Source organism: Pedobacter africanus (assembly GCF_900176535.1).
Lineage (GTDB): Bacteria > Bacteroidota > Bacteroidia > Sphingobacteriales > Sphingobacteriaceae > Pedobacter > Pedobacter africanus.
This window is the reverse complement of the sequence record NZ_FWXT01000004.1, coordinates 493,049-513,960: the sequence shown is the minus strand read 5'-3', so window position 1 is coordinate 513,960 and position 20,912 is coordinate 493,049. Positions and strand designations below refer to the sequence as shown.

At 45.2% G+C, this 20,912-nt stretch carries 15 protein-coding genes; 9 read left to right on the top strand and 6 right to left on the bottom strand.

Annotation, left to right across the window (positions count from 1 at the left end):
• Positions 1–15: 15 nt before the first annotated feature.
• Together B9A91_RS21975 and B9A91_RS21970 are read left to right on the top strand one after the other, a co-directional pair.
• Positions 16–543 (top strand): hypothetical protein, encoded by a 528-nt coding sequence (locus tag B9A91_RS21975; protein ID WP_084241209.1) that lies wholly within the window; start codon positions 16–18, stop codon positions 541–543.
• 9 nt (positions 544–552) lie between these two features.
• The gene (locus tag B9A91_RS21970; protein WP_084241208.1) at positions 553–927 is read left to right on the top strand and encodes a VOC family protein; all 375 of its coding nucleotides are present in this window, start codon (positions 553–555) and stop codon (positions 925–927) included.
• Here the strand turns inward: B9A91_RS21970 and B9A91_RS21965 are convergent.
• From B9A91_RS21965 to B9A91_RS21945, 5 genes are all read right to left on the bottom strand, one after another.
• The gene (locus tag B9A91_RS21965) at positions 917–2,032 is read right to left on the bottom strand and encodes a metallophosphoesterase (RefSeq protein WP_200815709.1); all 1,116 of its coding nucleotides are present in this window, start codon (positions 2,030–2,032) and stop codon (positions 917–919) included. The two genes, B9A91_RS21970 and B9A91_RS21965, sit on opposite strands and share 11 nt — an antisense overlap.
• A gap of 3 nt (positions 2,033–2,035) precedes the next feature.
• On the bottom strand, positions 2,036–3,505 hold the full coding sequence (locus B9A91_RS21960; RefSeq protein WP_084241206.1) for a RagB/SusD family nutrient uptake outer membrane protein: 1,470 nt from the start codon (positions 3,503–3,505) through the stop codon (positions 2,036–2,038).
• A gap of 11 nt (positions 3,506–3,516) precedes the next feature.
• Complete coding sequence (locus tag B9A91_RS21955) at positions 3,517–6,813, bottom strand: SusC/RagA family TonB-linked outer membrane protein (protein WP_084241205.1); 3,297 nt, start codon at positions 6,811–6,813, stop codon at positions 3,517–3,519.
• Positions 6,814–7,019: 206 nt separating this feature from the next.
• Positions 7,020–8,204, bottom strand: coding sequence for a FecR family protein (locus B9A91_RS21950; protein ID WP_084241204.1), 1,185 nt, complete (start codon positions 8,202–8,204; stop codon positions 7,020–7,022).
• 79 nt (positions 8,205–8,283) lie between these two features.
• Positions 8,284–8,856 carry an RNA polymerase sigma-70 factor gene (locus B9A91_RS21945; RefSeq protein WP_084241203.1) on the bottom strand — a complete coding sequence of 191 codons (573 nt, stop codon included), beginning with the start codon at positions 8,854–8,856 and terminating at the stop codon, positions 8,284–8,286.
• Positions 8,857–8,962: 106 nt separating this feature from the next.
• Here B9A91_RS21945 and B9A91_RS21940 point away from each other — a divergent pair, with 106 nt between their 5' ends.
• The 5 genes from B9A91_RS21940 (at position 8,963) to B9A91_RS21920 (ending at position 16,784) form a co-directional block, all read left to right on the top strand.
• Positions 8,963–9,535, top strand: coding sequence for an RNA polymerase sigma-70 factor (locus B9A91_RS21940; RefSeq protein ID WP_084241202.1), 573 nt, complete (start codon positions 8,963–8,965; stop codon positions 9,533–9,535).
• Positions 9,536–9,583: 48 nt separating this feature from the next.
• Positions 9,584–10,726 (top strand): FecR family protein, encoded by a 1,143-nt coding sequence (locus tag B9A91_RS21935; RefSeq protein WP_084241201.1) that lies wholly within the window; start codon positions 9,584–9,586, stop codon positions 10,724–10,726.
• A gap of 201 nt (positions 10,727–10,927) precedes the next feature.
• Positions 10,928–14,191, top strand: a complete 3,264-nt coding sequence (locus B9A91_RS21930; protein ID WP_159451762.1) for a SusC/RagA family TonB-linked outer membrane protein — start codon at positions 10,928–10,930, stop codon at positions 14,189–14,191.
• A gap of 10 nt (positions 14,192–14,201) precedes the next feature.
• A complete protein-coding gene (locus tag B9A91_RS21925; protein ID WP_159451761.1) occupies positions 14,202–15,644 on the top strand; it encodes a RagB/SusD family nutrient uptake outer membrane protein in 1,443 nt (480 codons plus the stop codon).
• A gap of 24 nt (positions 15,645–15,668) precedes the next feature.
• A complete protein-coding gene (locus B9A91_RS21920) occupies positions 15,669–16,784 on the top strand; it encodes a redoxin domain-containing protein (RefSeq protein ID WP_084241198.1) in 1,116 nt (371 codons plus the stop codon).
• 12 nt (positions 16,785–16,796) lie between these two features.
• Here the strand turns inward: B9A91_RS21920 and B9A91_RS21915 are convergent, their stop codons facing one another.
• Positions 16,797–17,474, bottom strand: coding sequence for an arylesterase (locus B9A91_RS21915; protein ID WP_084241197.1), 678 nt, complete (start codon positions 17,472–17,474; stop codon positions 16,797–16,799).
• Positions 17,475–17,594: 120 nt separating this feature from the next.
• On the opposite strand from B9A91_RS21915, the gene B9A91_RS21910 reads away from it, so the two are divergent.
• Positions 17,595–18,281, top strand: coding sequence for an ABC transporter ATP-binding protein (locus tag B9A91_RS21910; protein ID WP_084241196.1), 687 nt, complete (start codon positions 17,595–17,597; stop codon positions 18,279–18,281).
• Complete coding sequence (locus B9A91_RS21905; protein ID WP_235012642.1) at positions 18,250–20,868, top strand: ABC transporter permease; 2,619 nt, start codon at positions 18,250–18,252, stop codon at positions 20,866–20,868. The genes B9A91_RS21910 and B9A91_RS21905 overlap by 32 nt, the downstream gene beginning before the upstream one ends.
• Positions 20,869–20,912 lie beyond the last annotated feature (44 nt).

Below are 20,912 nucleotides of genomic sequence, written 5' to 3'. Positions count from 1 at the left end.
ACAGGCAATCGTACTATGAAAAAAATTTTATCCGTTTTACTGATTATCCTCACAAAAATTGCTTTTGCACAAAGCATTTCCGTAAAGGATTTTGATGCGATAGTAGTCAAGCAAAAACACCTGAAATCATTAAGTGGGGATGCCTACCGGTTCATTGAACGAAAGATTCCTTTTTATTCCATTTCAGGTGGTGCTCCTTACAACCAAAACGGGAACATACACGTTACAGCCGAGACCTTCAGAAACAACAAAACGCAAGAGATTTTGCAGGTGTCTGTTCGGGAAATCGATTCTATAAAACACATCATCAGTGTTGAAATACGCTATACTGCACCCAAACCTGTTATTCAGGAAATGGAGAAAAGCTTTCGTGAAAATGGATACAGATACAAAAAGAGAAAAAAACAGTATATCAGAAAAAAAATACGAAAGGAGTATCAAATGATCACCATGAGAGCAAACTGCCTTTATGTATCTGAATTTGATCAGCAGCCCGAAATTGTTTTTACCACCCACAAGAACCTTCCAAAATCAACAAAATAAAATTCCACTATGGCACTTCAGCAAATTCTTCCGAAAGTATTTTATTCAGATATTCATGTAGGACTGAAATTTTTCATCGACGGTATGGGCTTTACACTCGGGTACCATGACGATTCCCTGTACATCGTTAACCGGGATGACATTACTTTTCTGCTGGTAGATAGCAAAGAATTTGCACAGGGGGATCGCCCTGAAATCAGAATAGCTACCAATGATATTGAGGCCATCTACCGTGAGATCAAAGCGCGTGCACCAGAAATTTTACATCCCAATTCTAATAAGGTGGTAGCCAAACCCTGGGGACTTAAAGAGTTTGCCACGCTTGACCCTACTACTGTCTGCATTATATTTCAGCAAGCTATATGGTCCTTTGCTAAAGCTTAACTGCTGCTCCCGTTACCCCAACCTTATACCATTTGCCCTGCTCGTATAAAGCACCTTCATGATGACCTGCATGCTGGTTTACATCAATCCCCAGTACTTTGCCATTGTAATAAAAGCCAACATTGGTATCGGTAATGGTATGGCCTACAATAATGCGTTTAACCTTATAGAGCGAAAGGGTTTCATCAACCTCCTGTTCTGTTGCCTTTGGTTCATGAAAATAGCCCCGGTACCAGAACAACGACGATTTTGTACCATCAAAAAACTTCCATATGGCTTTATCTGCAAACAAATCCGGCTTTTTGGCTTTATCGTAATAAGGTCTGCAGCTTTCATTGATCTGCTTTAAACTCATGTTCAGCTTGTTGATCTCTGGTGCCACGCCGGCATGCAGACAAAGGTTATCCCCTATTTTTTCTACCAGGTTCTTGCTGCGTAGCCAGCGCCCCAGTTCGGTATCCGCCCCGTAAAGCTCCATATAGTCATAGCCCAGCAGCTTTGCATCGCTGAAATATTTTTCTTTCACGTAACGTAGGTCTCCGCTCAGGTTCATGATGTCGTGGTTGCCCAGAATGGTATGCAGATAACCACCTTTTGTTTTGGCATCCTGTTCCAGTTTATACAAAAGCCATATGGTTGCCGGCACATCCGCTCCCCGGTCAAACAGGTCGCCGCAAATAACCAGATGTCCCTTGCCAAAGGTCCAGTTGTAATGTTCGTCCATCACCCTGTTGGCCAGCAGCAGCTTCCTTAAAGCTTCAAACTCGCCCTCTATATCCGAAAGTGCCAGCAATTTATCCGGCTGCCTGAATTCGGAAGGTTCATTAACAAACGCAGTCTGCAGTTTTACTGTAAAGTCCCAGCCGGGATGATCAGAAAAACGGACCACAACAGGTACTTTATCTTTTTCTTTCAATGGATAGTGCTCAGTGACAGCCTGCACACCCCCGTCTTTACCAGGTTCGATCCGGCTAACTACCATAGCCCCGCCACGGTATAAAATGTAAGGGCCATCGTTTTTATTTCCGGCCTGCTGTGCCTGCAGGTTTACACTAAAAAAGAGTAAACCTGCGGCAAGCATTGATATCATGCGAAATAGCACCATCGTTTAATTGGTTTTATAAGCTTCATTTTGTTCCATATTCGGATTGGAGTTCATCTCGGCCAGCGGAATGGGTAATATGGTTCTCAGTGAGGTATTGGGAACCACGATAGTAGCCCCGTCTGTACGGTACTTGGTAAAATTCTGCTTGTTTCGGGTAAGATCGAACAAGCGGTGTCCTTCAAAAGCAAATTCCTTACGGTTTTCCAGCAAAATCAGGGCCTGCAAAGCTGTTCCTGTTTCTGTAGTGGTTGGTTTGGCCGTATCGGCACGTTTGGCCACCACATCCAGATCGGCTGCTGCCAGTGCGTCCTTACCGGTCTGCCTGGCCCTGGCCTCTGCCCGGATCAGGTATATCTCCGATAGGCGGATCACCTTAACCCCTTCCTCATAGGTGGTGGTATTGTTGTATTTGTTGATGATTACTGCCGGGTCTTCGCCACCCGATCCTGACCTTTTGCCCTTGGCCATAAAGCCCCTGCGCACATCCGTGGCCGTGTATTTATTATAAAGATCGTCGGTAGCCAAACCATCTCCATAACTGGCACCTTGTAGCAAAAAGGCTACCAGTGCATCTGTCCCCAGATTGCTCGTGATATTGTACAGTACCTCAAAAATACTTTCGTTATTGTTCTGGTTCCTGAAATTGGTAGCGCCGTTTACATAGTTGGCATTGCTCAACAAAGTGTATTTATTGCCAGTGATCACCTCTGTAGCCAAAGTTTCGGCATTTGCCCAGTCTTCCATATACAAGTACACCCTGGCCAGCAGTGCTTTTGCTGCGTAATGTGAAATATGCCCTTTATTGGAAGCCGGAAAGCCCACCGGCGCTGCAGCAGGCATCAGGGTAGCTGCCTTTACCAGGTCGTTTACCACCTGCGTATAGCCTTCTTTTACGGTATTACGCTTAGGCGAGATGGCATCTTCCTTACTGGTTCCGCTTTTGTTTACCACAGGAACGCCAATGTGACCGGCACCTGCTGTTGTATTATAAGGCAGGGCATACAAACGCAGCAGGTCAAAATGTGCCAGGGCCCTTAGGGTATAAGCTTCACCAATCAGGTGGTTTACTTCTGCTTTCTGGGTTTCAGGGACATTCAGCAACTCACCCTTGGCAATAATGATGTTTGCATTTACAATGGTACGGTACAAAATGTTCCAGGTTTCGGCTGATCGGCTGTCATTTGCCGCAGCAATATACTGGTCGTAAGCCGTGTAGCGGTTGGAATTACGTCTGCTGATGTAGAGGTTGTCTGACATCACCTCCGGGTAGATTATCATGCTCCGGCCATAATAGGAAGCGCTTTGCAGCAATGCGTAAGTTCCCATTACCGCAGCTTTGGTGCTGGGTAGATCAACGATTACCATGTTTACATCTGTTTGCTGTTGCGGATCAACATCCAGGAAATCCTTTTTGCAGGCACTGAACAATATGGCGATCAGTACTGCGTACACTATTTTATATGATTTGTTCATTGCTATATCGATTAAAATTTAAGATCAAGACCAACTAATGCCGTTTTATATACCGGGATATTTTTATCGGCCAAACCATCTATACCCACTTCAGGATCGAAATTGACACGCTTGTCTTTGATATAGGTATACAGGTTGTTTGCCCTGAAATAGATGCGGGCACTGCTCAGGCTGAGGCTTTTGATCCAGCTTTGCGGAAGCTGATAGCCAAGGGATATGTCACGCAGGCGGATGTAATCGCCATCATACAGGAAACGTGTAGAACCCTGGCTGGACAAGCCCGATTGTGTGCCGGTATAAACGATTTTAGGCTGATCGGTCACATCCCCCTGTTTTCGCCACCTGTTCTCGTAGGTATAACGGGTCATCCGGGTGGTCGGTGCAAAACCGCCTGATCCGTCTGAATTCCCTGTTGCACCCCAGTTGTCGTAAATCTTGTTACCGAAGTTAAAGTTGAACTGGAAACTCAGTGAAAAGCCTTTATAGGTAAAGGTATTGGTAAAACCGCCGAATAAATCAGGTAAAGCGCTACCCTGGTTAAACTGGGCGGCTGATCCATAAACATTGGTGGTGGCGGTTTTTGTTCCGTCGGTATACCATAACGACTCCCCGTTATCGGGGTTTACGCCTGCATAGCCCACCATGTACAACTGGTAATAATCGCCCCCTACAAAGCGGTTGTAGCCACCTGAAATGATCGGACTGCTCAAAGCAGTGATCTTGTTTTTCATGGTAGAGATGTTGAACGCTGTAGTCCAGCCAAAACCATTGTCTGCCGCCCTGACGTTTACACTGTTCAGGTCGAACTCCAGGCCGCTGTTTTTGATGGCGCCAACGTTATCGGTAAAACTCGTCAAGCCATTGGTAGCCGAGATCGGCCTGCTCAGCAACAAATCGGAAGTAGCACGGGTATAGTATTCAATTGTGGCTGTAATCCTGTTGTTCAGCACCCCAAAATCAAGACCGATATTAAAGGGTTTGTTCTTTTCCCAGGTGAGCAGGTTATTACCATAATTGGAAAAAACCAGTCCTGGTGCATTGTCGTACGAAGAGCTATTGTATAAAGCCCTTGAAAGGAAGTTACTGATATCCTGATTTCCGTTTACCCCATAGCTGCTGCGCAAACGCAGGTCAGAAAAGACTTTCTGTCCCTCCATAAACGCTTCTTTGCTGATGTTCCATGAGGCACCCAGCGACCAGAAATTACCATACAGCCTGCTTGCCCCAAATCTTGACGAACCATCGCGCCTAACTGAAGCACTTAAATAATAGCGCGATTTATAATCGGCCGTTGCATTCAAAAACACAGAATTCAGGGTATTTCCGGTAGCGTTAGATCCGCCATCGACCAATATAGAAGCGTTGTCTAAGGTATAGGTGTTGGGTAAAAAGTTGCGTTTTTGCACGCTGGTACCCACCTCTTTTACCTCCTGTGCCTCATAGCCCAGGTAAGTTTTCAAACCAAAATCACCAAAGGTTTTGTTGTAGCGCAAAATGGCCGTATTTACCCAATTGATATAACGACTGGTACTGGCCGTGGCCCTTCCGCCATCTGTACGTGAAGTACCTACGCCCGATTTATTGTATTCTGTCCTTTCATTATAGCCGAAGCTGATGTTCGATTGGTTTTCGATAGACAACGAAGGGAGGATCTGATACTTGGCTAAAAAATTACCAAGCATGCCAAAAGTAGTGCTTTCGTCATAGCTTTCTTTTACCTGTGCAATTGGATTATACCTGTTAAAATAACTGAAATCATAAGTTCCATCATCATTGTAGGCCCTTAACCAGGGTTGATAGATGGAGTACATCCTTACCGGGTTGCCAAAAGTACCGGCATCTGCCTGACTGTGGTTGCGACGGTAGTTTACCTGTAGCCCACCGTTTATGGAAAGTTTCTCTGAAACCTGGTTGCTCAGCCTTAAATTCCCCGTGCTGCGCGAAAAATCACTGCCCAGCAATGCGGCCTTGGCTACATAGTGGCTACCGGAAACGTAAAATTTGGTTTTCTCTGTACCACCGCTTGCCGAAAGATCGAGCTGGGTATGGTTCCCCGTACGGGTAAGAAGGTCGAACCAGTTGGTGTTGATGTCAGGATTTACACCATTATCGGTCACTGCCTTGTCGAACAAAGCCGGATCACTGCCTTTATTTATCCAGCCTTCTCTCAAAAGCTCCAGCATTTCGGTGGTACTTAAGGGCGCATTATTTTTAATCGGGGTAACGTTATTGACGCCCGATTGCAGAGATGCACTGATCACTGTTTTTCCTGCAATGCCATTTTTGGTGGTAACGATAATGACACCATTGGCTGCCCTTGACCCATAAATAGAAGCTGCTGCTGCATCTTTCAATACTGTTACGTTTTCTATATCAAAGCTGTTCAGACTGCTGATCTGGCCGGATTCAAGTGGAATTCCGTCGACCACATATAGCGGCCCGCTGCCCGCATTTACAGAGCCTATACCACGGATACGCACATTAGGCACCGCACCCGGCTGGCCCGAGCCATTGGAAGATATCAATCCAGGTACATTTCCCTGCAGACTTTCCTGCAATGATACCCTTGGTGCCCCGTTTACCACAGCGGATTTCAGCACCTTGGCGGATCCGGTAAAGGAAGCCTTGGTTTGCGTACCATAGGCCACTACCATTACTTCCGAAAGGTCTTCATTGGAAGGTACCAGGGTTACATTCTGGTTTACATTGTCTTTATTCAGTTCCAGTGTAATAACCTGCTTGTTATAACCAATGGAACTCACCGTTAAAGTATAGGTACCCGCTTTTGAAGGATTGAAGGAATATTCACCACCGGAATTGGTTTGTGTGGTTTGTCTGTAGTCGGCCCCGCTCAGGGTGACACTTACACCCGGAACCGGCTTTCCGCTTTCATCAAAAACTTTTCCTTTTACCAGGATCGCGGCATACTGCTGATCGTAGCTGGGATTGGCTGTGTCCCTACGTTTCAACAACACATTTTTTCCTACAATTTTAAAGGTAAGTGGCAATACCCGGGCACACTCGGCCAGCACATCGTTCAGACTGGCGTTGTTCACATTGATGCTGATCCGGCTGAGCCTGATGTCCTTACTGTCATAGAAAAAAGCATAGCCTGTTTGTTTTTTGATGGATTGCAAGACGCTTTCAAATGTCACATTGTTTTTTTTCAGGGTAATCTGACTATACCCTTCCGCGCTGGCCTGCAGCAGCGCTAAAAACAAAAGAAGTGTGGTGAGCTTCATAATGAGTAACAGTTTAGGGGGCAGCCATGGTTTGGACATAGCTGTAGTAATCGTATTAAAATTCATACTTTTGTGGTGTTTGGGTTAATACAGTAAATAGTTTGCGAAATTGTTTTCCCGGATTTCCGGGCAGGGTTAACTCAGATATTGCCGCAGTTGTGCTCCAACACTTCTGCGGTTTTTTCTTTCCCCTGATCTGTCTAGCGTTGTCGGAGTCTGATTTTCATTGCGTTTTTAGTTTGGTTATGTAGAATTGGTTAATTGCTGATAGATTATGGTGTTACGGTTATTTTTTTTCCTTCAACCCTGAAATGCACTTTGTAAAAACTCAGTACACTCAACACCTGGTTAAGGTCAAGATTGCGGTAAATATCACCTGAGAATTCTTTATCCGGAAGTGTGCCTTCGTAATGCACTTCTACATCATACCAGCGGGCTATGGCACGCATTACGGTCTTCAGGTCGGCATCCTTAAACATGAACATTCCATTTTTCCAGGCAATGGCCTCTTCGGTATTTACGGCGGCTACATTTAGCTGGCCACTGGCTATAGTGCTTTGCTCACCCGGTTTTAATACCAGGGCAGCTGCCGGAGCAGCAGTACGGTTTATCCTGACTGCACCCTCCAGGAGGGTGGTTTTTACAGCTGGTTCATCGGCATAGGCATTGATGTTAAAATGTGTACCTAAAACAGTGACCTGCTGTTTGTCGGTTAAGACAATGAAAGGGGCCTGCAGTCTTCTTTGAGTAGCGCCATCGGCTTGCGACAGCGCAGCGCTGTATACCTTTGCAATTTCAAAATATGCTTCACCGGTTAAGGTAACCCTGCGTTCTGCGCCTGTAAAGTGTACCGGGTAACGCAGTGAAGATGCAGCATTGAGCCAAACTCTGCTCCCATCGGGCAGGTTAACCTGGTATTGCCCTCCTTTTGGTGTGGCAATGGTATTGATCGTTTCTTTGTTACTGCCGGCTGCCCCATTGGTGACGGTATAAACCAACTGCCCATCTTTTGTTTTGGTAATGCTGATTCCGGCCTGCTCGGCTAGCTTTCCATTACCGGCATCATCCAGTGCAATTACCTGACCATTGGCCAGGGTTAGGGTGGCACGGTTGCTGCCCGGCTGAACAGCTGTTGTGTAAGACTGGTACCAACTTGTTTTGCTTTCTTTTTGATTGTAGAAATAGAATCCTGCCCCAAAAACCAGCAATAAGGCTGCTGCCACGCTAAGCTTTTTCCACCATACAATTTTATAGGTCTTCTGCATGGGAACAGCAGTATCTGAGCTGATCGTTTTCCAGATCTCGTCCAGGTTCTTTTCGAGTTCTCCCTCTTCCAGATCAAGTTTGTTGCTGCGCGACAAGCCCAGATACCAGTCTTCCAGCAGGTGCTGTTCGGCCTGGTTCAATGTGCCGGATTTATATTTTTCTAGGAGCGTTTTAGCTTTGCTGTTGTCCATTACCTTAAAAAGCTTTTTTATCTTTTATGCGGTTATGACAAATGAAAACTACCCTGGTAGTAGAAAAAATTTAAATATTTTAGAGGAAGGGTAAAAGGAGTAAAATAGCATTGATTTTGAGCCGCAGGATCTTGATGGCATTGTTGATCTGCTTTTTTACGGTTTTATCTGAAATGTTCAGCTTTCCCGCGATCTCCTTATGAGAGAGGTGGTGTTTGCGGCTCAGTTCAAAAACCTCCCGCATTTTTTGGGGAAGCTGCTCAATTTCCTGCTCTATCATAACAATCAACTGTTTTTCCCTGAGCTGCGCTTCCCCACTGGTTTCGCCAAGATCGATCACCTGCTGCAGGGAATTGAGGTAATTCATTTCAAATTTACGATGGGCCAGCAGGTTAAATACCTTATTGCGAATGCTCGTATATAAGTAGGCTTTGACGGAGGTGCTGATAACAATATCAGCCCTTTTGGTCCACAACTGCGTAAATACTTCCTGGATCACATCCTTGGTCTCGTCCTGATCGGACAGCATTCTTTTGGCGTGGAGGTAAAGCACTACTTTGTAACGCTCGTACAGTTCAGCGAACGCAGCATGGTCATCAGACCTCAGGAGGTCCAGCAGTTCAAAATCGCTGATGGTATCATATCCCTGCATAGCAATTCAAAGCTACATTAAATTTAATATTGCTTTACCAGGTTTTCCAATTTTTGCATAAGATTGCATTTTAAACACTAAATTTAACTGGTGGATAACTGACAATATGAAAAATTATAAACTGCTTTCTGATGAAGAACTTTTTGTCTTGATAAAGCAAGACAACCAAGGCGCTTTCAGCACATTGTTCGACAGGTACTGGAAAAAAATGCTGACAAAGGCCTCTTCACTCCTGCGGTCTGAGGACGGTGCTGAAGAAGTTGTACTGGACATGTTTACCAACCTGTGGAAGCGAAGGCATACCACAGAAATCAGAAATACCATTCATACTTACATTGCCTCTGCAGTTAAATATGAAGTATTCAACCAAATATCCGGCAGGAAGAAAAAGTACCCTTTTATTGAAGATGTAAAACCAGGACCTGTAGCCGATGACGCTACCCAGCAGTGGCTGGACTTTGCCGACCTGCAGCAAGATTTGGAGCGGGCCATAGCCGCACTTCCCGAAAAATGCAGACTGGTGTTTAAACACAGGAACGATGGAATGAAAGGAAAAGAAATTGCGGAACTACTTAAAATTTCACAAAAAACGGTAGAAGCCCATATAGAGAAAGCCTTAAGGACACTCCGGGAAAAGTTCTATCGTTATATATTTTATATTTTTTTAAAGTTCAACTAAGGGTATCAGTTCTTTTTTACAGGCTATGTATAAAAAGGATTTGATATCATGGCCATAATAAATACTGAACGCTTAAAAGAACTTGCAAAAAAGCGACTTCAAGGAACCATCAGTTCCGAAGAATCTGAACAACTGGATGCATGGTATAACCAGCCCGTACCAAAAGTAATTGAGTGGGGTTCCGGGGACAGGAATGAGCGGGAATTAAAATCAAGACTATACCGGCATTTGCTACAAGCAGTTGGCTTACCTGATGGTGCCATGGCAGCACATCCTGGTTACAAACTATGGGCCCCGCTTGTGGGTGTAGCTGCTGCAATGGCTCTCGTTCTGTTTGGCATCTGGTTTTTCAATTCGGGTCCGTCCTTAGAAGAGCGCAGCAGGGAAATTGCCGCGCGCAATGATGTTCCCCCACCTGCCAACACAACAACCTTAACACTGGCTAATGGTGAAATTATACCGTTAAGTAATACCAAAGACGGAATTGTAATCGGCAATTCTGGATTAAAATATACGGATAGCAGTAAGGTAACTGTTCATCATCCCGGGCAGGAGCTTATCGTCAACACCTTGCAGGGCAGTACTTATACCCTCACTCTCCCGGATGGGAGCAAAATATGGCTTAACACCGCCAGCACCCTTAAATTCCCTTCAACCTTTAATAAGTTAAATACAAGAACGGTTGAGCTGCGCGGTGAAGCCTATTTTGAAATCGCTAAAAATGCAGCGAAACCTTTCATTGTACAATCAGGACGGCAGGTGCTTAGGGTATTGGGTACACATTTTAACGTGAATACCTACGACTATGGGGTTGATGTGAAAACTACTTTGCTGGAAGGCTCGGTGCAGGTAAACCTGCTGCAGGAGCCTGATCAGAAAAAAACTTTAAAGCCCGGCGAACAGGCCAGTTTATCTAAAAGGGTTTTACACGTAGTTAAGGCAGATACGGAGGCCGTTATGGCTTGGAAAAGAGGCGATTTTGTTTTCGTAGGCGATGATCTGGAAACCATCATTCACCGACTAAAAAATTGGTACAATGTAGAATTTGAGTATGTAGGTAAAAAGCCAACCTTAAACATGACGGGCCGTATTTCAAGAAAAGCCAAATTGTCCAAGGTATTGGCCCTAATAGAAGCCTCTGGTAAAGTTAAATTTAAAATTGAAGGGAGGAAAGTATACGTTATGAAGTAGAGTTTACCACAATTAATCCCTTTAAAACGAAAACCTGACAAAATGAAGATCAGAAGTGCTGGACACACCTCTGATCAATGTTCAGTTTATCCAGGTATTGCATTTCACAATCAACTATTTAAACGAACTAACCAAATGTACAAAATTTACACAAAGTTATGGTACTGGCAAAGCTGCCATGTCATACAATTTTTGAGAATCATGAAGATTACAATGGTACTAATGCTGGTACTTTTTATGCAGGTCAGTGCATCCACATTTGCGCAGAAAATAAGCCTCAATGTGCGCAAAACCACCCTGCAAAATGTGCTCAATACCATCCGTTCGCAGGCAGACATCAACTACCTTATTGATAACGAATTACTACATAAAGCAAAACCAGTAAGCCTGGTAGTGCACAAGCAGGAATTGACTTCGGTTTTAGCAGCACTCTTTGCAGCGCAGCCTTTTGACTACCGCTTGGATGGAAACACGTTAGAAATAAAGGCAAAAAACGGGTTTTCTGATGCGCTAGGTAAATTGCTATCCTATTTTAAAACCATTGACGTAAACGGACAGGTGGTCAATCCCGATGGCCAGCCCTTACAAGGGGCTACAGTGAAGGCAAAAAACGGGAGCGAGACCAAAACCGACAAAAACGGCAGGTTTTTCTTTAGCAATATTGAAGAAGGTACTGAAATGGAAATCAGCTATGTGGGATATCAGACTCTTAGCATTAAGGCAACCGAAAAAACGGGCATTATTCAACTCCAGCTGAGCGATGCCCGGTTGGATGAAGTAACCGTGCAAGCTTACGGCAAAGGTTCCCGGCGCTTGGCCACCTCCAACATTTCCAGTATCGATGGAGATGACCTGATTAAACAACCTGTATCCGATCTTGGGCAAGCACTGATCGGACGCATACCTGGCATGGTCGTAAGCCAGAGTACCGGTGTACCGGGCGCCCGTTTAAATATACAGATTCGCGGAAGGGCCAATTTCGACAAATTGCTGAGCTCAGATCAGCCATTGATTGTTATCGACGGGGTACCTATGGCCGCCGCGAATGATAAGGTAAACCTGATAAGCGGACCATTTGGTGCCACAGCACTTGATGGGCTCTCTGCCCTGTCAGGTATAAACCCGGCCGACATCGAAAGCATAGCTGTGCTTAAAGATGCTGATGCCACCGCTATTTATGGCAGCAGGGGGGCAAATGGTGTATTACTGATCACTACACGTAAAGGGAAGCCCGGTAAAATGCGCATGGATGCCACGTTATATTCTGGCATCAGCGAGGCCGCTTATTTACCAAAAATGCTGAATACAGAACAATTCATTGCCATGCGAAATGAAGCATTTGCCAATGATAAAATCGCTAAAACCAACAGTAATGCCTACGACCTGTTGCTATGGGATACCAACCGCTATACCAATTTCGCAGAACTTTTGATTGGCAATACCGCACATACCAATGATGCCCAGCTTGGCTTTTCGGGCGGTAATAAAAATAGCCGGTACCGGATCAATGGAGGCTATCATAAAGAAGGTACTGTGTGGTATGGCAATACCGGAGCAGAGCGTGCCTCTATGAGCGTCAATATCATTACCAGTAGCGAGAATGAAAAATTCAGCATAGGGTTTACAGGCAATTATATCGCCAGTAAAAATAACTTGCTGGCAGTTGACCTTGCCACCTACACTTTACTCCCCCCCAACTTCAGGCTTTATGATGAAAAAGGTGACCTGGCCTGGAATGAAGGTGGCTTATATATACAAAAAGACAATCCCCTGGCCATATTTAAACAAAAATATCTGGCCAGAATGGGCCACCTGAATGCAAATACAGTATTGAGCTATACCCCACTAAAAGGCTTAGTGATTAAAAGCACTTTTGGCTATAACCTTACACAGCTGGACGAGAAAAAGTTCATCCCTATAGCAGCACAAAACCCACGGACCAACAATTTAAGCGGGCAGGCCTATTTTGGTAACAATCAGCTCAAAGACTGGATTGTTGAACCTCAATTGGAATATACCAGTCCTATAAAAGATGGCAAATGGGGCAAACTCAATGTATTACTGGGCGCAACTTACAATAAACGTTATACCGAAGGTGATGTAACGAGTGCTACAGGTTATACCAGCGATGAAATGCTTGGGACGTTAAAAGGTGCACCCAGCACCGGCATTACAGTGGCCAATACTTTAACCCAATACAATTATCAGGCGTTTTTTGGGAGGGTAAATTACAATTGGGAAAACAAATACATTGTGAATTTTACCGGGCGAAGGGATGGCTCCAGTCGTTTTGGCCCCGAATTCCGTTTTTCCAACTTTGCTGCCTTTGGGGCTGCCTGGATCTTTAGCGAGGAAGCACTGCTAAAGAAGAGCAAGGTACTGAGTTATGGAAAGCTTAGGGCAAGTTATGGCGCTACCGGCAATGACCAGATTGGCGAGTATGCCTACCTGGATGCCTGGGCCCCTGCAGGGAATTATGCAGATTCATCAGCAATATATCCTTCCAAACTCTATAACCCCAACCTGCACTGGGAAAGCAATACAAAAACCGAAATTGGCCTGGAACTCGGCTTCCTGAAAGACCGCATCCTTTTTACCGCATCGGCTTATCAGAACATTTCTTCGGAACCACTTGTAAGCTATTTACTGCCCAGGATGACCGGTTTTGTGACCATAACACAAAATCTGGCCGGGGTAAAAGTTCGCAACAGGGGCCTGGAGTTTACATTAATCACCCAAAACGTGAACAAGGCATTTAACTGGAAAACTGAATTCAACATCAGCATTCCGCAAAACCAGCTGGTCAGGTTCCCTGATCTTGAAAAGTCAAGCTATGCCAGGGCATATACCTTGGGTGAATCCCTGAACAGGATATACCAGGCGCAGTTTAGCGGGGTAGATCCGGTAACAGGGCTGTATACCGTAAAGGATGTAAATGGTGACAACAGGCAGAATTCTGCCAACGATTATGCGCTGGCAGGAACGCTTGACCCCAAATTTTTTGGTGGCTTAAACAATACCCTTAGCTACAAAGGATTTAGCCTTAGCTTTTTTCTGCAGTTCAACAGTCAGACAGGAAGGGACTGGCGTGTGGCCAATACCAGCTACCCACCAGGAACCATTTACAATGTGCCCACACTGGCTTTGAACAGATGGCAAAAAGAGGGCGACTTTACAGATGTACAAAAGTTTACCACCAACTCGGGTACAGTTACCGCTACTTCTGGATTTTATTCGATGACTTTCTCTAACAGGGCCTACACCGACATCAGCTATCTGCGATTGAAAAATGTGTTTTTTTCGTATGCCATTCCAACAAAAATTGTAAAAAACTTTACCATTCAGGTAATGGCGCAAAACCTGCTGACCATTACCAATTATAAAGGTGCTGATCCCGAAACCCAAAGTTATTTGAGAATGCCTCCGCTACGCACCATTACCGCAGGTTTACAGTTAACACTTTAAAATGAATACCATGAACTTAAATAAGACTTACCTACAAACCGGCTTGCTGCTATTGAGTTGCCTATGGCTTGGCTTTTCCGGCTGCAAAAAATTCGTAGAGGTACCCACCCCGATAGACCAGATGGCCTCCGACGTAGCTTTTGACAATGATGCCAAGGCGGCTTCGGCCGTAAGGGGCCTTTATGCCTTGTTGATCGGCCATTACCTTGGGCCCACCCCAGCCATAAATGCATATGGGATACATCTGCAGACAGCTCTGGGGGTATCTGCGGATGAAATGGAACTCAGCACTACGAGCAATAGCTATCACGAATTCTATATCAACACTATAAATTCCACAAACAGTGCTAACAACCTCGGTCTATGGGGAACGCTGTATAATTTTGTGTTCAATTCAAATGCGGTTATAGAAAACCTGGAAAAATCTAAAGGAGTTACTGAAGCATCCAGAAAGCAGTTTCTGGCCGAAGCTAGATTTATGCGTGCAGCCCACTTTTTTTACCTGGTTAATCTTTATGGTGATGTTCCTATGCCCATCGGTACGGATTATCGCGTAAATGCCAATTTGCCCAGGGTTTTTGCCGATGAGATTTATAAGCTTATAGTGGAAGACCTGAAATATGCGGTAAATAATCTCGGCCCGGCCTACCTGGGCACCCAACGCATGCGTGCCAATAAATATGCAGCCTGTGCGCTGCTGGCCAGGGTATACCTGTATCGCGAAGAATGGGCAAATGCCGAGGAACAGGCGGGTACTGTAATAGAAGTTGCCGGTAAAACCATGTACGATATGGAAAATGATCTAAAAAAAACATTTCTGACCAGCAGCAAAGAAGTAATATTACAATTGCAGCAACCTGGAAACGTTTTATATACCTGGGATGCCTACAATTTTGTTCCCTCTTCTGCAATCACCATTCCTACTTACCTGCTTACCGATAAACTGTATCAATCATTTGAAAACGGTGATCTGCGAAAAGTAGAATGGCTCCGGACGAACACCATTACCACCGCAGGTATAACCAAGTCCTACCATTACCCCTACAAATACAAAATCAGCAGCGGTACAGGAACAACAAAAACAGAGTCCAACGTTTTTCTTCGCCTTTCCGAACAATACCTGATCCGGGCCGAGGCCAGAGCTATGCAAAATAAACTCAACCTAGCCATCAATGATCTAGATGTCATCAGAAAACGATCAGGTATTAGCTTAATTGCAGATAAAAACCCCGGGGCAACGCAAGGCCAGCTTTTAGCATTGATTATGCAGGAGCGGTTCGTAGAATTCTTCAGCGAATACGGTCACCGCTGGTTGGATTTAAAACGTACCGGAAAGGCAGATGATGTGTTAAAAGACAAGCCCAACTGGCGCCCTGAAGCTAAGCTGTTTCCTATCCCGTTAGATGAAATCAATAGAAATCCTTTTCTCATACAAAACCAGGGTTACAATTAAAGTACCCACCAAACCTTACACAATATGACCTTAAAATATTTAAAAGCAATCTTCATGTGCATCACTATGCCCATCATTGCATCCGCACAACAAAATTCTTTTACCGTAAAAGGCAGAATGAACCTTTCTCATGACGGAGAAAAAGTTCATCTTTATTACACAAGTTTTGGAAAAAGCATGCACGATAGTACCCTTGTGCACAACGGCGCATTTACATTTGAAGGCCATGTGGACGCAGCCGGTTTAGCCTACCTCATTGCTGGAACAGTGCTGTCCACGAATGATATTGATTTTTACCTGGCACCAGGCCTTACCCATATTGTAACTACCGATTCACTGAAAAACGCAAAAATAGGAGGCAATGAAATTGCTACGGATTATTGCCGGCTTATGGAGCCTGTAAGACCTCTGCAAAGACAAAAAATGAACCACACGCTCAAATACCATCGCATTCCAAAAGCGGAAATAGAACACCCACCTGCAAAGGAACTTTTGAACAAAATAGCCAAACTAGACGGCCGGATAGCCGAAATAACCAGTGCATTTATGGCCGACAACCCAGACTCTTATGTCACATTGGAATTGATGATCAGGCGGGCCGGTGGAATAATAGATCACGCAGTGGTTTATCCGAGCTTTCATAAATTAAGCGACAGGATAAAAAACAGCGATAAGGGAAAAATATTTGCAGAACGAATTGCCAAAGCCGGGAAAATGGTTGCCGGGGCAAGCGTACCTCATTTTGAAGCACTGACCCCGGAAGGTAAAACCTTAAACCTGAGAACTATACTAAACAGTGGCAAATACACCATCCTGGATTTCTGGGCCAGCTGGTGCAGTCCATGCCGAAAGGAAAACCCGTACCTTGTACAGGCCTATAATACTTATAGCCGCAAGGAGCTGAATATATTGAGTGTGTCGCTAGATAGCGACCCCGGGAAATGGAAAGCCGCCATAGAAAAAGACGGCTTATTATGGCAGCAGGTATCTGGTTTAAAAGGTTGGAAAGATCCCGTTGCTGTATTGTACGGCATTACGGCGCTGCCTCAAAATCTATTACTGGATGCAAATGGCATCATACTGGCCAAAAACCTGCATGCTGAAGACTTATTGAAAAAGCTGGCAGATTTAACGAAATAATTAAAAGCCGGGCTACAGCTCGGCTTTTAATTTTTTCCATACATTTTCCGCCAGGATTTGCTGCCCCTCTGCTGTGGGATGGATGCCATCTTCCTGGTTAAGTCTGGCAACACCTCCTACCCCTTCCAGAAGGAATGGCACAAATACCATCTGGTTCTTTTGGGCAAGATTACTAAATACAGCCTTAAAATCCGCAGTATACTTTTCTCCCATATTAGGCGGCATCTGCATTCCAGCCATTACCATTTTTACGTTCGGGTATTTAGCTTTCACCTTATCAATTACAGCCTGAAGATTTGCTGAAGTTTCGGTTACCGATAAACCCCTCAAACCATCGTTTGCGCCCAGTTCCAGTACAAAAACAGCAATAGGCTGTTTCAGCAGCCAGTCGATCCTGCTTTTTCCAGCTGCAGAGGTTTCACCGCTTAAACCACCATTAATCACCTTATATGGCAAATCAAGAGAATCAATCTTTTTTTGTATGAGTGCCGGATAGGCCTCTGCAGGATCTAAACCATACCCTGCGGTAAGGCTGGTGCCAAAAAACAGGATGTTCTGTATTTTACCATTTATATCAGTAGCCATCGGTGCGGCCTCCGCAGGTTTTGCCTTGGCTATAGCTGCAGTTTTATCGCTGTTCTGGCTATTTCCGCAGGCACTGAGCATACCCAGCAAAATTATTGAACTCATAAATTTAATACGTAACATATATAGGATATATAAATCTAAAAGTAGTGAATACTTGTACATTTAACAGCAATTCAGCCGTTAAGTTTAAAATATTGCAAACTCCTTTAAATCCATTTTTAAATGCCCATCCAAAACATTCTCGATATTCAGAACGTCAGTAAAACCTACAAAAGCGCAGGCAATGCGCTTACCGTATTAAGCGACATCAGTTTTTCTGTTGAGCAAGGCGCTACCGTTGCCATTACCGGACCTTCCGGCAGTGGAAAAACAACTTTACTGGGGCTATGTGCCGGCCTTGACAGGGCAAGTTCAGGCAGTGTGAGCCTGAATAATGTAAAGCTGAACCAGCTTACAGAAGATGAACGAGCTACGATAAGGAACCGCTATGTAGGTTTTATTTTTCAAAATTTTCAGCTGATGCCCACACTTACGGCCCTTGAAAATGTAATGGTACCCATGGAATTACGCAGAGAGAAAGATGTACGTGCCAGGGCAGTAGAGTTATTGGATAAGGTAGGCTTATCGGCGCGGGCAAACCACTACCCAATACAGCTTTCAGGCGGGGAGCAACAAAGGGTATCCCTTGCGAGGGCCTTTTCCAACCGACCAGCCATACTTTTTGCCGATGAACCTACCGGCAATTTGGACGGGGAAACCAGCGAGAAGATTGAGAAACTGATGTTCGGCCTGAACCAAGAGGCAGGTACCACACTGGTCATTGTAACACACGATCTGGAACTGGCTTCGCGTACCAGTCGCATCATCAGGTTAAAAAGTGGACTCATTCAATCAGACCAGCATGCCTGAAAATCCATCTCCAATAAATCGCCCTGTAGCCAGTGGATGGCTATTTAAAATGGCCTGGAGGGACAGCCGGCGCAACACATCCCGGCTCTTCCTTTTCATTTCATCTATTGTGCTGGGCATTGCAGCATTGGTTGCCGTTTATTCTTTCAGGGAAAATTTACAGCGGGATATAGACAATCAGGCTAAACTACTTACGGGTGCAGATCTGATCATTGAGGGCCGCAAACTGCCTGGCAAAAAGACTATGGCCCTGCTGGATACACTGGGTATGGACCGGGCAACCGAAAGGAGCTTTGTTTCTATGGTCTATTTTACAAAAAGCCAGGTTAGCAGGCTGGTACAGATCAGGGCGCTACAGGGCAACTATCCCTTTTACGGTAAAATTGAAACTACCCCGGCAAATGCAGCGCAAAGTTTCAGGCAAGGCCCAAAAAGAGCATTGGTAGATAAAACCCTAATGCTGCAGTTCAATGTAAAAAAAGGTGATTCCATCAAAATAGGTGAGTTGTCCTTTTCAGTTGAAGGGGCAATAGACAAAGCGCCCGGACAAACAGGGATTTCTTCTGCCATTAGCCCTATTGTTTATATTCCTCTTCAATACCTGGAGCAAACAGGTCTTACCCGAAAAGGCAGCCGCATCCAGTACAAATACTATTTCAGGTACAGCAGTGCATCTGCAGTGGAAAAGAGCATCACACAACTGCAGCCCCTGCTCGAAAAGGAGAACCTGGACACGGAGACAGTAGCTTCCAAAAAAGAAGATACTGGAAGATCGTTTAAAGATGTAAACCGCTTCCTGGCCCTCTCCGGATTTATTGCACTACTACTGGGCTGTATTGGTGTGGGCAGTGCAGTGCATGTCTACATCAGGGAAAAGCTGGGTTCAATAGCGACCCTGCGTTGCCTGGGGGTAAAGTCTACCGAGGCTTTCCTTATTTACCTGATCCAGATTGTGGCTATTGGTTTCGTTGGGGCTGTTGTAGGTTCATTGCTGGGCACACTTATCCAGTTTTTGCTGCCCATGGTATTGAAGGATTTTATCCCGGTTGAAATTACCATGCAGGTATCCTGGTGGGCTATCGGGCAAGGCATTTTGCTGGGCCTCATCATTTCTGTGTTGTTTGCCCTCCCATCTTTACTCACAGTAAGGCATATTTCGCCACTAAGTGCCCTGCGCCTTTCCTTTGAAAAAGCAGGAAAACCTTTCGACCCGCTGAAATGGCTGGTATACCTCCTCCTCCTGCTTTTTGTATTTGGTTTTACCTGGATGCAGATGAGCAGCTGGATGCAGGCCCTTGTATTTGCCGGGGGAATTTTGATTGCCTTTGCCTTACTTTTTGCACTTTCAAAATTATTGATGTGGCTGGTGCGCAGGCTGCTGCCTGGTTCTGCCAGTTATTTATGGCGACAAGGCTTTGCCAATTTGTACCGTCCGAACAACCAAACGCTGATACTTACCGTATCTATTGGCCTGTCTACCACCTTTATCTGTACGTTGTTCTTCGTACAGGGCATACTCATGAACCGGGTTACCTTATCTTCGGGTTCAAAACAGGCCAATATGTTGCTCTTCGATATACAAAGTGAACAAAAAGAGGCAATGGCTGCACTGGTAAAATCACAAAAACTGCCGGTAATGAGCCAGGTACCCATTGTAACGGTACGTATTGAAGAAATCAATGGCAAAACAGCTAATGAACTGGCTAAAGCTGATAGTGTAGATAACCGGCAAGCCAAGAGTGGCAGACAGCAGGAACCCTCGCAACGGGCTTTTAAAGGGGAGCTGAGGGTAACCTGGCAGGATACCCTTACTTTGGCCGAAAAGATTACAGCTGGTAAATGGAGTGGAAAAGTTGCGGCAGACCAGATCGTATACGTATCCCTGGAAGAAAGCTATGCCAGAAGAATTCATGTAAATGTGGGCGACAAGATCGTATTCAATGTGCAGGGCATACTGGTTCCTACTGTAGTAGGTAGTTTGCGGGAGGTAAACTGGAGCCGGATGCAGACCAACTTCAGGGTAGTTTTTCCCGCTGGCGTGCTGGAAGATGCGCCCAAATTCTATGTACTAACGACACGTGTACCTTCTGGTAAGGCATCTGCAGCGTTTCAGACAGCTGTAGTGCGGAGTTTTCCAAATGTATCGGTCATAGACCTTGAGCTGGTACTGGAAATACTGGATGAATTGCTGTCCAAGATCGGCTTTGTAATCCGTTTCATGGCTATTTTCAGTATGGCTACGGGCTGGGTTGTACTACTTTCGGCCGTGCTGACCAGTAAGGGACAACGCATTCGCGAAAGCATATTGCTCAGAACCCTGGGTGCCAGCCGCAAGCAAATCCTGCTCATCACAGCCCTGGAATACCTGTTTCTGGGTGCTGTTGCCGCTGCTGCAGGGATGATCCTTGCACTGGGCGGAAGCTGGGCATTGGCCAGGTTTAGTTTTGCAAGCAGCTTCACACCTTCCCTATGGCCAATAGCGACATTCTTTATCACCATCGTTTCGCTGGTAGTGATTACAGGTGTATGGAGCAGCCGGAGCGTGCTCAACCATCCGCCTCTTGAAGTGCTCCGGAAAGATACTTAGGCGGCCCCGTAAAATTGCAGTTCATCTTTCTTTTGTTCTGTAAT